The organism is Alteromonas sp. Cnat2-8 (assembly GCF_022348355.1).
Taxonomy (GTDB): domain Bacteria; phylum Pseudomonadota; class Gammaproteobacteria; order Enterobacterales; family Alteromonadaceae; genus Alteromonas; species Alteromonas macleodii.
On sequence record NZ_JAKREX010000004.1, the window covers coordinates 122,317 to 136,509 of the forward strand.

13 protein-coding genes are annotated in these 14,193 nt (G+C 40.1%); 4 read left to right on the plus strand and 9 right to left on the minus strand.

Annotation, left to right across the window (positions count from 1 at the left end; genetic code table 11):
- Positions 1 to 34 precede the first annotated feature (34 nt).
- Positions 35 to 511, minus strand: a complete 477-nt coding sequence (locus MHN00_RS11480) for a c-type cytochrome (protein ID WP_014949583.1) — start codon at positions 509 to 511, stop codon at positions 35 to 37.
- Between the two features lie 203 nt (positions 512 to 714).
- Here MHN00_RS11480 and MHN00_RS11485 point away from each other — a divergent pair, with 203 nt between their 5' ends.
- A complete protein-coding gene (locus tag MHN00_RS11485; protein ID WP_014949582.1) occupies positions 715 to 1,137 on the plus strand; it encodes a universal stress protein in 423 nt (140 codons plus the stop codon).
- 125 nt (positions 1,138 to 1,262) lie between these two features.
- Positions 1,263 to 1,619 (plus strand): diacylglycerol kinase, encoded by a 357-nt coding sequence (locus tag MHN00_RS11490; RefSeq protein WP_069944377.1) that lies wholly within the window; start codon positions 1,263 to 1,265, stop codon positions 1,617 to 1,619.
- Positions 1,620 to 1,657: 38 nt separating this feature from the next.
- Here MHN00_RS11490 and MHN00_RS11495 read toward each other — a convergent pair whose 3' ends face one another.
- From MHN00_RS11495 to MHN00_RS11505, 3 genes are all read right to left on the minus strand, one after another.
- Positions 1,658 to 2,008: a hypothetical protein gene (locus MHN00_RS11495; RefSeq protein WP_014949580.1), complete on the minus strand. Its 351-nt coding sequence runs from the start codon at positions 2,006 to 2,008 to the stop codon at positions 1,658 to 1,660.
- A 204-nt stretch (positions 2,009 to 2,212) separates the two neighbouring features.
- Positions 2,213 to 3,409 carry a tyrosine-type recombinase/integrase gene (locus MHN00_RS11500; protein ID WP_239301199.1) on the minus strand — a complete coding sequence of 399 codons (1,197 nt, stop codon included), beginning with the start codon at positions 3,407 to 3,409 and terminating at the stop codon, positions 2,213 to 2,215.
- 1,756 nt (positions 3,410 to 5,165) lie between these two features.
- Positions 5,166 to 6,470, minus strand: a complete 1,305-nt coding sequence (locus tag MHN00_RS11505; protein WP_239301200.1) for a DUF2254 domain-containing protein — start codon at positions 6,468 to 6,470, stop codon at positions 5,166 to 5,168.
- Between the two features lie 160 nt (positions 6,471 to 6,630).
- Here MHN00_RS11505 and MHN00_RS11510 point away from each other — a divergent pair, with 160 nt between their 5' ends.
- Positions 6,631 to 7,320, plus strand: a complete 690-nt coding sequence (locus MHN00_RS11510) for a response regulator transcription factor (protein ID WP_239301201.1) — start codon at positions 6,631 to 6,633, stop codon at positions 7,318 to 7,320.
- The gene (locus MHN00_RS11515; protein WP_239301202.1) at positions 7,317 to 8,690 is read left to right on the plus strand and encodes a sensor histidine kinase; all 1,374 of its coding nucleotides are present in this window, start codon (positions 7,317 to 7,319) and stop codon (positions 8,688 to 8,690) included. The genes MHN00_RS11510 and MHN00_RS11515 overlap by 4 nt, the downstream gene beginning before the upstream one ends.
- 19 nt (positions 8,691 to 8,709) lie before the next feature.
- Here MHN00_RS11515 and MHN00_RS11520 read toward each other — a convergent pair whose 3' ends face one another.
- The 5 genes from MHN00_RS11520 to MHN00_RS11540 form a co-directional block, all read right to left on the minus strand.
- Positions 8,710 to 9,831, minus strand: a complete 1,122-nt coding sequence (locus MHN00_RS11520) for a heparan-alpha-glucosaminide N-acetyltransferase domain-containing protein (RefSeq protein WP_239301203.1) — start codon at positions 9,829 to 9,831, stop codon at positions 8,710 to 8,712.
- 44 nt (positions 9,832 to 9,875) lie between these two features.
- Positions 9,876 to 11,417 (minus strand): PepSY-associated TM helix domain-containing protein, encoded by a 1,542-nt coding sequence (locus MHN00_RS11525; RefSeq protein ID WP_039227684.1) that lies wholly within the window; start codon positions 11,415 to 11,417, stop codon positions 9,876 to 9,878.
- Between the two features lie 246 nt (positions 11,418 to 11,663).
- Positions 11,664 to 11,999 (minus strand): hypothetical protein, encoded by a 336-nt coding sequence (locus MHN00_RS11530; RefSeq protein WP_239301204.1) that lies wholly within the window; start codon positions 11,997 to 11,999, stop codon positions 11,664 to 11,666.
- Between the two features lie 38 nt (positions 12,000 to 12,037).
- Positions 12,038 to 12,883 carry a sugar phosphate isomerase/epimerase family protein gene (locus MHN00_RS11535; protein ID WP_239301205.1) on the minus strand — a complete coding sequence of 282 codons (846 nt, stop codon included), beginning with the start codon at positions 12,881 to 12,883 and terminating at the stop codon, positions 12,038 to 12,040.
- Entirely contained in the window at positions 12,880 to 14,133 is a 1,254-nt protein-coding gene (locus tag MHN00_RS11540; protein ID WP_239301206.1) for a DUF6005 family protein, read from the minus strand. Before MHN00_RS11540 ends, MHN00_RS11535 begins: the two co-directional genes overlap by 4 nt.
- Between the last annotated feature and the right edge of the window lie 60 nt (positions 14,134 to 14,193).

Here is a 14,193-nt window from a genome sequence, read left to right on the forward strand (position 1 = left end):
ACGCTTAACGATTTTTAATGCCTAAAACTGCGAGTTAGTCTTTAGATTGCTCGCTTGGAATACGCAGTTGATAGAGACGGTAATCACTAGTCCTGTAGGGTGTTACTTTATATTTAGGCTGAAGATACGCCACTAAATCTATTAGTTCAGAAACGGTTAGCTCGTCGTTTACAACTCGCATTAATGACACTCCGTCTTCGCTGGTGAAACTGGCAGGCTGTCGAGGAGTAAGTTTGTGTGATGGGTTAATAATACTTGTCACCAACTCTGCATAAGTTTTAATTCTTCCACTGCTGCCGCCCAACGGAATAGGCTTCGCGACTAGGTATTGCGCATTGTCGGACTCTTTTTCTCCTGCAATTCTGTGACAGTCTTGGCACTGATACTTTTTAAATACCAAATAGCCTTTTTCCATATTGCCTTCGGGCAAGCTAAAGCCGCGAGGTGACTGCGCGCCCTGGTCACAGGCGAAAAGGAGAAGCGTTGCTATAACAACTATTGCCGTTTTCATACTCATTTCCCTCTTTCTTTTACGGTAAAGATGCGTAACGTTCGCTAGAACTAATGTGTATACACTGATTATGAATGAGGCTGCAGACTAATCATTGACCTAGCTCAAAGAATAATTATTTGTATAGCACTACTATTTAATGGAATTAGTTAACGGTATGGTAGAAAAGCACTGCTACCTAACAAAAATTGAGGACAGCCACAATGCAAGGTTACGAGACAATTTTAGTACCTATAGATATTTATTCTGACTACGAATTAGTGGTGGAGAAAGCCATTGCAATAGCGGGCAATAGTCACAAAATTCACCTCCTGTATGTTGCTTATCCACAAACCAATGTAGAGCCTTACGGACTATTTTTAGAACGGGATTTTTCAGAGGAAGTAAGAGAGCAGGCATTAAGGCAATTAAAAGACGTTGCCGCAAAACATGATATACCTTACAGCCACATCAATGTAGAGATAGGTTCTCCTGCTGATGAGATTCACCATATGGCCGAAAAGATTAATGCAGATCTCATTGTTGTCGGCACCCATGGCCAGAGCGGACTTCGTTTGCTACTTGGGTCAACGGCCAATGCAGTACTACATGGTGTTAAAACAGACGTGCTAGCTGTGAAAGTATAAATTAATGCGGCGATTAGCGTCGAAAATGCCTTAAATATTCATGATAAATACCTTCGCCGTCATGCAGATGTAACGAAGGTCAGTTACGTTTTGTAAGGCTGTAACTAATCTTAAAATTACTTATCATGATAACGAAACGGAAAGGCATTTTACGTGTACTCTATGCCACTTACTATTCACTTAAGGGGCTTCGAGCAGCCTTTTTAAGTGAAGCTGCGGTCAGACAAGAAATTTTCGCAATATTGATAATGACACCTATAGCGTTTTTCATCGACGTTACGCATGTAGAACGTATATTGCTGGTGATATCTTTACTGATAGTGCTTATCACTGAGCTACTCAACACCGCTATTGAGAAACTCTGTGATCATGTCAGCACAGACATCCATTTATTAATAGGGCGAGCTAAAGATATCGGCTCTGCAGCAGTGTTCATTAGCCTAATGATGGCCGGCTTTACGTGGATTAGCATTCTTTGGTAGTGCAATTTGCGATTTTTAGGCGGAAAGAAAGCCCTAATTTATAGGGCTTTGATTTTCTGGTCACAACATTCTGATACTAAGGTTCTAATTGTGCTATCTAAATTTTTAATGTGCGAATAATGCAATGAAGTTTCACCACCGTTATTGATATCTTTTATCGTAAAAACAACATCATCGCCTCGTGAAGTTACGCAGATTCTCACGTAATCATCAGATTGAGCTAATGGCACGTGGAGATATAACGGCTCATTGTTTGAGTTTAAATAATCTAGTGCTGCTTCTTGTGACTTGAATGGGTCTTGCTTCTCGGGTTGGACATTCCATGACGACGAGGGAACCACCATTTCCGCGAGTAATTTTCCATGCTTTGTATCAATACCGCTACTCATATATCACTCCTTTTACTTGAATGTTTGCCAACTTAGAAAACCTATTCATTAATATAGGTTTAGGGCAAATTTACCTTTTGATACGCGAGTAATACAGTTTCAGATTGGTAAAAGGATGTAGAGAGTAGGTGAGTTAGACATTGTTACTGATGTCGTCGGTTATGCGTAACCATGCATTAATTAAGTTACTGTATTTAATGAGCTTTATCTTTTTCGTTTTGCCGACAATTTTGCCATTCCACCACGCTTTACGTTAGCCTGTTTTGTATAATGCCCAGGCATTTCAGGTGATTGCCAACCTCCAGCCAGTTGAAGCTCGGGTAAAGATGCGCCATCTTCGGCTAGAGAAACTGCACCACCAACACGACCACTATGAGGGGTAATGTTTTCGCTAATACCTGCGCGTTGAGCAATACGTTGCCAAATCCTGTAGACACTCGAATAGTTAAGTACATTTGCCTTATGGCTGGGAATGTTCTCATCAAATGGCAAAAGTGCTGTTTTATGGTTTGTTAGTCGTCTAAACAAAACGCCTTTGTGCAGCCCGCGTAAATCTGAAGAAAGGCGGGTTGCTTTAGTCTTTGGATCAAGATTAGCTTCGTTAATATACTCTTGAACCATAGATATGGTGCTGGAAGAAATATAGCGATATTGACCTTGACCAGACTGGTCGCTTTTCGAAGAAACAACCAACAGCGTGTTATTACGCGCAGATATATCCTCGATGCAAACTCGAACTAATTCATCAGCGCGAAGCAATGCATCAAACATCAGGTTAATGATTGCAAGGTCGCGGAGTTCTAATAAAGAATCAGGAATAATTGCATTGTTTATTTGTTCAAGCATATCTATGGTAAGCGGAACCGCTTGTTTGTGAGACAAGCGAAACTTTCTATTCTCTATAAGCGATAAACGGATAAAGTCTCTTAGATACGCAGATCTAATAATGGGGTTTGGCAATTTAGCCACGCCCAAAAATTTACTAAGGGCAGATAACCGACGCTTAATGGTTCTATAGGCTAGGGGAGAACGACACAACGCTTCAACATATTGTTTAATGCAGATCTCATTGTGTTCGAAGTTGTTCTTAAAGCCACTTAATCCAGCTTGCTTACAAAAAATTGCGAACTCATTGTAGTCACTAATGTATGCCCGTTGTGTGTTGTATGGAAGCTTGGTAAAAATATCTTGATAATAGCTTTCAACGTTTTTATCAGAAGATGAACATTGACTTGTTGTTAGGTCGTTAGAACCTGACGTGTGCTGCTTACCACGAGAGTACTCGATACCAAAAGCTGGAACCGTCGCGCTACTTGAGTCTTGTGGCTGTGAGCTGCTATCACTGTTGCTGTTAACTAATTGAGTTGTGAGCAAGTATGAGCTATTAGTTTTTGAGGGCATTGAGCAACCTGGTGAAGACATTATTGTGACTATTATGCTAGTTTTATCAGAACTTGATAAGCTATTGATATATAACAATATTCACGCATGATAACTGTAATTATCATGCGTGAAGTTACGCACTAATCCATTCATCACTCCACAAACCGCTTTACTATTGTAATCTCAAGTACAGTGCTACTCTATCACATTACTGTATATATAAACAGTTTGGGTGTTTCAATGCCGTCAATTGCTGGCCTATCTCGTAATTATTCCAAACCATATCGCGAGATAAGGCTTGTGGCCTGCTGAGAGAGTACGTTTTTTGTGTAATTCAAATCGTGCGCTACGTGAAATCTGCAAGGTAACACCCCGAATGCGCGCTCAGATTTCACGTAGCGACGCCTAAAAAATAAGCTGAAAAGTGATGAAAAAACACCCTAAGAGCTTATTTATTAAAGAAGTACTTCACATGATTTACTTCCAACATGTTTGCTGGCTAATCGCACATTTTTCAAAACCAAACGAGTTAAAAATAAACGTTACAAAAGCGGAATAGGCGATAACCTAGAAGTTATTACCTTTGCTTTTTATACGCTTTTCATAGAGCGCCTATCTAATGTCGACTACAGTACGACGATAATAAGACGTCGATACGGTACGTAGCCGAATAAACGACGTCTACGCAGATATGAATTCAATAAAAATCGCGTCGATAATTATTAATTCTACGTGCTATCCACGCCACCCAACTTTAAAACAACGAACGGTCTCCATGCACGATGTTTAATTTAATAAGAAGTATAGATAATTGATGTTATTTAAAATAAAGAGCAATCAATAAATGAGTTTTAAGGGCCGTAATTATTACATGTAACGCTAAATGTTAGAAAAACCTTAACCTTATAGCTAGTCGTCTTATCTTAGAAATAATTAGGATCCTTTATTTAATTCATCAGCGTTAAGCCTTTGGTTATTTGAGCTAGTAATTAATATTACAAGCTGTGCATTCATTATTTAAAGTAAAGAAGACTAAAGCCTAATAAATGTTTTTAGGAACATGATTAAGTCTATTATTTATCTGTGCTAGTTGTCATTAAACCTTACGAAAATACCTAAATATTAAGAGAAGGATAGCGTAAAGCACCTTGCAAAGCTCCATCTGGCTCATTCACTATCAATTTTGATATCCTATTTAACATAATATACATTATGCGTAATTAAGTGTATGGACGATTAGGGCGAAGATGTCACTCTATTCGGATGTTTTGTTGACTGTGATTACTTACAGACCTTTATGCGCGGCAGCTGTTTTAGTGCTCCGGCCTTACCGCAATTGCTTCACTTGTGTCAGTGGTTTTTATTGAAAGTTGCTATGAACTTTGGATTTAGACATGGAATTTATAAATCGTGCGCTACGTGAAATCTGTAGCACTACACCTCGCAAAATGTATTTTATTTCACGTAGCGTCACGTTAGTTTTTTGATTAATTATGGGTATAACTAACAAACAGAAAGACGCAGTCTTTGAATTTTTATACTAGGCTTTAATTTATTAAATGTGGATTTTTAGCTATTTAGAGTGTTGCTGTGTTTATCTGAGTTGCAGTTAATCAGATTAAATCTGATTAACTACAAAAAGACACTCGATCGATCATTTACGTAGATTACATGGTTTGTGGTATGCAGAGATTATATAGACTGGCTAGTTGTTTACTTTAAGCATTTTTAGCAGCATTCTTAGCAGTGTTTCTGGCAGTAATAACTTACACGTTTAGTTATCATTATAAACGCGCTCAATTCGCTTAATATCGTCTTCGTAATCCAATGCCAACTTTGCACGTTCGTAACTTTGCTTCGCTAACTTAGACGCCGCCTCAACAAAATCTCTTTCTATGCTTGTACCTCCATCTTTAAAGCACGCTTTAATTGTTTTTAGTGACTTTTGTATTCGGATAGCAACTTCAATATTAGCAGCACCATCACGGGCAATGCTGGTGTAAGCATCGTCAAATAGATCATTCACATTTAACGCAGGCAATGAAATGCGGTCATATTTAAACTCCTCATGCTGAGCGCTATCGTTTTGTGAGTTTTCGGTTTCAGTTTCGGATTTGGGCTTGTGCCACAACAACATAAGGCGTGTAATGCTGCTAATGGTATTTATTGCAGTACCATGGTCATTAACCGATGGGGATAATGCACGAGATGCAATTTCGGCTAGTACGATAAAGCCAAAGCGAGGATCAGCCTCAAAGGACCTGGCTTCACCTATAGTAAATGCGTCAACAATTTCATCTGATACTACCTTTTTATTCGAATAAGCTATGGCACGTTCTGGAGAGACAAACTCACCGGGTAACATGGCAACATTGATAAAACCGTCGTTTTTATTAGCCCAGTGTTGTAGTTTGGCAATGTCTATAAGCTGAATATAGCCCACTTGTTTAGTATAAATGGCATGCGTCCCCTGCTCTTTTATTTGCTCATGCGGTACTGCGCCTAAGCACGGCATATCTATTCTATTTTTAATTGCGCGTGTCGTGGCGTGCTCCACTTTTAATAACGTTGACCCCACGCGCCCTAATCGTGCAACGCTGTCTACCCATCGGATAAAAGTTAAAATAACTATCGAAAAAGCCAGACAGGTTAGACAAAATAAAATGAAAAGCCCGGCTTTATCGAAAAAAGCTTGAGTCATTGCAGTAAGCGCTACAGCACTATAGATAAATGCGCCTATGAAAACTGACAGTGCATTTTGTGATACATCATCGGATATTATAAGGCTTAGAGAACGCGGCGTTGACGACTGACTGGCCGAAGCATAAGCATTAACCATGGTACCTGCAGAAAACGTGGCGATCACCATCATGCTAGATGCCATAATTGAAAGCAGTGTTTCAACTGATTCGGGTTTTATTTCAGGAATATGCTCAGCCAATGAAGTCCCGTCTGCTACTTTAGCGACGAATACAGCAAAGATTGAGAGCAAGCAAAAGCCAAGAGGTTTTACCCAAAGCTTTTCTTTTACACTGTATAAAAGGAAACGCAGTCTATCTACGGTAATCGGTGCTTCCACATTCTTCTCTTTTTATTAACTTTATTTCACTTAATACGGCAGTTAGGTGTTTTCTGATTTGTCCCAACTCAATTAGCAGGATCCGCCTTAGCATAAAACCTTATTGATAATGATAATCAATATCATTAAAATTGGTTAAAACAGTTTTAAGGTTATCAATATGGACGCTACAAAAATTCTTATCATTGAAGATGATATTACTCTTAATAAACAAATCGCTGCCTTGCTAAAAGACCGAGGCTTCGACGTACATCAATGCCACGACGGCAATCAAGGTCTGGTGACTGCACTTCGTGAAAGGTTCGACCTTATTCTTTTAGATGTATTGCTTCCTAACCTAAATGGTTTTTCGCTGTTAAGCCAACTTCGCAAACGGAAACAAACTCCTGTCATCATGGTTACTGCATGTGGTGCCGAACAAGAGCGTATAAAAGGCTATAGTAATGGTGCAGATGACTACATGCCAAAGCCGTTTAGTTTTGTGGAAATGATGCTTCGTATTGAAGCATTATTGCGTCGCTCTCTAAATGTAAAATCAAATGAAGTAACGAGAAACTCGATCGTCGTTGACGAAATAACACTTGACCGAAGAAACCAGAAGGCCAATTTTGCTGGCAAAGCACTAGATTTAACGTCGACTCAGTTTAAGCTTCTGTGGGTTCTGCTTGAAAATCAGAATGAGGTTTTAAGCAAACCATTACTTTATCAAACTGTTCTGGAAAGAAGTTTCAGCCGGTACGACCGAAGCTTAGATATGCACATGTCCCGAGTGCGAAAGAAACTTATCGAAGCTGGAATGTCCCCTACTCGTCTAGCAACCCAACACGGCAAAGGCTACTTATTCTCATGAAAAAAGTGTTATTGAGAAAGCTATTGGTCACTATAGCTTTAGGGACGGTTATTCTTATTTGGGTTATTGATTGGTTGTCAGCACATACAGAAACAACAATGAGTCACCTATCAGTAGAGCATCAGCGTGAACTCGTTGAATATGGCAAAGAGGCTGATTTAATTTACCGAAAAGAAGGTGAATTGGGTTTATCGAACTGGCTTCATGAATTTCAAGATAAAGAAAAAACATGGGCAGCAGTAGTAAAGTCAAACATTCAACCTATTGCGGGAAGCGTCATTCCTCAAAAGTACATTGATGAATTTAGAATAGGCCGCAGCGTGGAATGGAAAATTCACCTCTACTTTGAATATAACCCTATCATGGAGGTTCCTTTCTTAGATGAGAAATCACATCTATTAATCCAATTACCCCAGCGAATGAGACCGGGTGTTTATCTCACCTTTGTGGATATTTTGCTCAAGGTCGCACTGCCTTTTGTCGTTCTGTGTGTAGTGAGTTTAGTGCTTTACAGGCACGTAATGGTGCCATTAAGAAAGTTAGAGCATGCCACGAAAGCTTTCAGTCAAGGGCAGTTTGATGTGCGCGTTAGTAAATCATTTAGCAATAGAAGCGATGAGCTCTTCAACTTATCCGTAACATTTGACGGTATGGCCACACGAATTGGAAAATTAATTTACAACCAGAGAGAACTTTTATCCGATCTGTCTCATGAATTAAGAACTCCGCTAACGCGTATGGATATGGCCATCGATACTATTGAAAATGGTATCAATGACAGTGATACGTTAACTCGGCTTCGCTATGAATCCAACAATATGCGGGCATTAGTCGAAGACACGTTGACACTTGCTTGGCTTAACAATGAATCGCCTGTACTTAACACCGAGACTTTTGACCTTGCTGAATTGATTCAGGTTATTTGCGACGATGCAGCTTTTGAGTATTCCGAAACAAGACTAAATGTAGAATTACCTAACAACGCGGTAATTGATAAGAGTAGTCAACAAGCCCTCGGCCAAGCGATAGAGAACATTATCCGGAATGCCCTTAAATATACGCCAGAGAATAGCGGTGTTGTTGTAACGCTAAAGCAAAATGAAGATGTCTATATGCTTTCCGTCCTGGACTTTGGAAATGGTGTTCCAGTAAGCATGCTTAGCGATATTTTTAAGCCTTTTTTTAGAGTAGATAAGTCTCATGGCCTTCATGTTGTTGGACAAAAACGGGGAGGGTTTGGTTTAGGACTGGCGCTAGCGCAGCGGCAAATTACTGCTGTTGGAGGAAAAATTAAAGCGTTTAACCACTTGATAGCTGACTCAACAGGCATTGGAGGTTTACAAATTGATATAACGCTACCGAAAAGGTAGCGTTATACAAACGTTATATTCAAGGCTTCAAAGGAACGGCAGAAACATGAGGCATTGACGCTTTACTACTCTTAGACTTATATTCATGCCAAGGTAATACTAGATAGTGACAGGCCGTTAAAACAACTATCATGGCTACCAAAGTATATGTCATTGTAAGCTGTTGCAGCCCAACGAGCATTAACCCCCATCCAATTAATATCCATTGTAAAACATATAGTGCAGTGACGTTTTTACCCCAGAAAGCAAATAGCGTAACCACATAGTTTTTCTTAAAGCGTTCAATGAGTATGTGAGTGGTGTAAATAAAAAGCATCACGATACCTGTCATTAAAAGAACAATTCCAGGACCGCTTCTTAGGTTTGTTACAATGTGATATGCAGGGTTAGTGAGCGTGAGCCCTGTACCGAGGATTACACAAACTACGCCTAATTTAAGGCACCAAACAAAGTTTAACGTGCCTTTATTTTGTTGCTTTAAGAAGCGACCAAATGCCATACCAGCAATTGGGTATGCCGCCCAAGGAAAAATAGGAAACATAACTCCCGCTTCTTCGTTTCCTACAAAAAGCTTCAAAAATTCATTGAGTATAGGTAATGACGTGTACTTATCCCAGACGCTGTGTGATAAAAACGCAATGGCAATAGCCGTGCCGATCCAAATAGAGATTTTATTGGTTGCATGTTTCAATCCTGTACAAAGGAGTAGCGCTATACCTGCGAATTGAAAGACATCACCAATTAAAAATTCACTCAGCGGAGTGTGTGGAGCAACATCTTGGTACGTGACGAGCCCAATTTTAATCGAAAGCCACATGGGAATGGTTCCGCGAACAAAATTTAGTGCGTAACCTAATACAAACAGAGATATTGCTCGTTTGATATCCGCTTTCAGTGTCGATGATGGAGATAGGCCAACAAAAATCCCCATGATAAAGACGAACATTGATGCTGCTGGCCAACCCAATGCGAATTTTACCGTGGCTCCAAATGCACTAAACCGCACTTCAGGTAAGCCATAAAAGTCTAATACATGGATCATAACCATGAGTAAAACAGCAACACCTTTTGCTACGTCAAAAGTTTTCTGCCTGTTAATACTTGGCGTGCCAAAGTGACTAGGTAAATAAAATAGTTTCATAGTTTTCACTTGTTTTTATTTTGTCTTTTAAATGTTTGATGTTGCTATTCTTTGCTCTTTTCATCTTTCTCAGAAAACTTTATACCCAACCAAAATAACAGGCAGGCAAAAGCAAAAGAGACGAAGGAAATTGAAAAAGGCCCGGTGTAGCCATTATTTAGAAATTGGATTATTGCTTGGTTATGGCCAAGTGCCTCAATAAGGGATAAAAGTGCAAGAATGAGACCGCTTGCCAGTGCTGTTCGGCTTATCGCTAAATGTACATGCTTAGTGAAAAACGCACCTATGATCGATATGGCATAGACCGCAAAGAAAGCAGTTTCAACAATAAACGACCTGTTGTTTAAATCTGTACCAAGCACTCTCTCGAGTAAAAACGCAAACGCTGTCGCCGGCACGATGCCAGCACATCCACCTAATGTAAGTGCAAATATGCTGTGTTTAAAGCGACTAGAAATACTGCGATTATTTTGAAACTTAGTAAGCCACAACATATTGCCAACAACAATTAAGCCGCATACACCCAGCCCGAGTATGAAAAAAACAATTCTTATATCGACGCCTGCGAAGTGCCCAAAATGCAGTGCGTAAAGAAAACGTGTCCCATCGGCGAAGGCATTTCTTTCAGCGGGATTTAAATCTGCTGAAAATTCATTTTCACGCACACGGTAGGTCATATCTATCCGTTGCGAAAAGTTCGATCTATGTTGCCCAATAATACGAATTAGCGCGTTTTCATCACCATAGTTTGTAAGCCTGAGGGAGGAAGCTTTTGCATTCTCTTTCTCTTCCCACGAAGTTATAAGGGTATTCAGGTCTGGCATTTCTCTTTCAATGCCAGTGTAAGATTCGGTTACTCTTGGAAACCCTGTATCGTTTAGTAGCGCAGTCCTGTCTCCATCGTAGATAAACAAGAGTGTCACAATCTGAGAAATCAAACCTAAATTAAACATTAGACCGGTAAGAGCGTACATGAATGTATAGGGTAAGCTCATGACCCCTACTACGTTATGCATGTCTGTAAGTTGATATCGAAGAGTAGTGCTGCCACCTCGATAGTAGAAAAAGTGCGTGATCAGCTTTTTGAACTGAACGACTAGCCCAGTGAAAATGACAACGGTAAAAAACAGGGTCACAATACCGACAATGTGGTCACCCAGTGGCAAATTCAGGTCAATATGGAGGCCATAGAGAAAATCAGCTAAGTGAAAACTGTCTATAGACGCTACCGTTTCTCCATTAACCGGATCAACATAAATTGAAGTCAGTGCATTTTTAGCCGACGGGGTTTCATTTACTGGAAGATGAAGCTCGTATAGTGGCATTGTTTCAGTTGGAAGGACTACAAACATTCTTTGTTGCGTATTCACATCATATTCTGAAAACACTGTGTCCAATATGTTGTTAAGTGGCAGCTGGTCCGAGACTGAACGATATTCTGTATGAGGTAGAACAGACCATGCTTTGATTTCCGGGTAAAACAAAGTAAGAGAGCCTGCCCAAAAAACGATGAATAGAGGAATGGAAATAAATAGCCCTATCCATCCGTGACCTTCCAAGGCTGAACGAATCACGCTGGCTTTCATGCAACTACTCCTAATTTAATTAGTACATTAAGCACAAGTGAAAAAGTCAAAACGGAAAGGCATTGAAGCGCTGGCTTTTTAGTCTTTTCGAAACAGAAAAAGTAACTCATTAACCCCGCCCAAATCAAAAAACCAAGTATGTAACCCACCAGCAATTTGACATCTACATCGAATGGTAAAAAATGGTTAAGATTCAAAACGATGCTTGTGCTAAGTAGTAATCCAATTAGAAAGGACAGATAGGTTTTACGCCACATAAACCCCTCCTATGAGCGCTAGTACAACGTTAACGCCTGTTCCATATGTAAGTAGCCTTAAGGGACGATTTTCGTGTGCACCCGTAAACGTCACTAGCGCTAAATTAAAAATAATCATGGTAATCGTAGAAAAGATCATTGCCCAAGCGTTGTATTGCATTCCTAGAAGAAAGGCCGCCAGCACGATAGTGGCAACAAAAAGCGTGTTGCCTAAAGCCTTTGGCATTGATTGAGTGAACGTTCTTTGGTGATCCGACGAAAAATAAAGCGCTGTACATCCCCAGAAAATGGCTTGTAAAGCGAGAATATTTGAAATCGAAAACATATCGACAAGTCCTTTTGTATATATTTCTGCAGTTATACTTAAATGGCTTGAGCGGTAGTCGCGGCCTGGCTCATTTTCTGTAATTTATATCTGTCCTGACTGAGGATATTCTTGCAATTGTTCCCAAACCACTCGAGTGAAGAGTCAATATTTCGCAGAGATGGTTTCGAGTACAGATATTCAATAAACCCTTGATAATCTACCGCACCGTCGAAAATGGGAACCATGCCTTCTCGCGAGCCTGCTGCGGCATACACATTGTCTGGAGCAAACACACTTAAGTGTTTTCTGCTACTTATGTTTTTAAAGTGAAAATGATTTATATATGGAGCGAGTTGTTCACAAGAGGAAATAATGTCAGCGCCAGATTCCCATACATGCAACACATCGTAATTTAGTTGCAAATTGTCTTTGTTAACTTTTTCAAACAATTCAATGGTAGAACCCACCGAGTCAGCGTAAGTGTTAGGGTGTGTTTCGATAACTAAGTTAAGCCCATAGTCGCTAAGCCAATCACAGACAAGTTGTAACCGCTCGAAAAGCAGGTTTTTTCGGTCTTCAGGTATGGCTGCGCTGCCTTCGTTGCCAGCAAATGTGCGAATCTTGGTTGCCCCCCAGTGTTTAGCCAAACGACAAAGGCGATGAACCTTAAAATACAAAGCGTCGTTCCCTTCAAAAAGTGGCAAATAATCGCTTAGCATGGATGTTTTCAACGCGTAGCTTGAGAGCCACTCTTTCCCATACTCGGGTTGGTCTTCTAAATTCGTAGCATGTGCACCCCATAATTCGATCCCCTGAAAACCATTTGCCACAGACCATTTTGCAATTTCAGCGATTGAGATAAGTTGGTGCCTAAAAGTGATAGTGCATACTGAAAGATTCATACGGCGGCCTCCAAGTTTTCTACGCCCACGGTATTGTTAGCTTTTTTATCTTGAAGGTTGTGAAAAACTAGCCAGTCTTGGTACACAGTTTGAAGCTTACATTTAATTTTTCTTTCCGTGGTATCTTGCTCATTGAGTAATGTGAAAAGTTCATCAAACAACGGCAATGTGTCTTGATTCTCTTTAGCTAATTCAGAGAGCTTGATCGCTCGGTATTGTATTGCTTTGTATGTAGAAACCAGCTTTTCTATTTCATCACACCAGAGCTCGAATGTTACTTCTGGAAATCCAATATCTCTCCAGAAAAAAGCAAAGCCATGTTCATAGGCGTATTTCCTAATTGCAAGAACGGGGATTTGCTTAAGGGCATTACCCAGCAATGCTCTATCAGCAGGTTTTTGTTGATGAGCTACAATGACTTTCCGGATAGCATCCGTTAACACGTTGTGTTCAGGGAAAAATGTAGCATTGAAGTAACTGGAAATAGCTTGCAGAGAAGAATGAGTTATTTGATTACTATCAAATACGTAGCCCCCCGCAACATGTGGTGATGAAATAGCGTTGAGAACATCCTTACGCTTAACCTCTCCTTCCCACCTGAAGTCTGGGTCCAACATAAGCCACCGTTCCGTATCTTCCGTCTTCTTCAGCATTACATAGTGAGGGAAAGGATTCTGGTTAAACTTATTTTCTCGCTCAGGTAATAAGTACATATCTAGCATTACCATGATGTTCTGGGAAGGCGTTGCGTCATTGAGCAACCTTTCCAAATTGGCAATGTTCTGAGCTTTCGTCTGTTCATTGTTATACCAAGAGGTAACCTCTACGCCATAAATTTCCTTATACCATTGAATAAAAAAGTCGTGGCTAATAGATTCGTCGTGATAGGCGAGCATGTGGTCTTCATTGACGACTACCTCCGCGTCCCACACACCAAAATAAAAAGGACGATGATCGACTTTGGGGGATGCTTTTATACATTCACACAAACAGCTTACAAAACAGTGGACTTTAATGTCTTCGAACGGCACTTCATCTACACTATCACTTACCTCAATGTTGTTGGTTTGCTGATAAGATAAAATGAAGTGAGCAAGGCTCTCGACAGTATTAACATCCTCCTGAGATATTGCACTTTCCGGTATTTCAATATCGTGATTCAACTCTAAATGGATAAGCAACTGCATAAGCAACACTGAATCAATATAGAGATCTTCGTTTAAACGAGCTCGTGGAGAAAATTTTTGCATGTGCTTGCAATCCATGTCATGTGCCAGCACGTGTTCAATTGTGTTTATTAAGGACTCTGA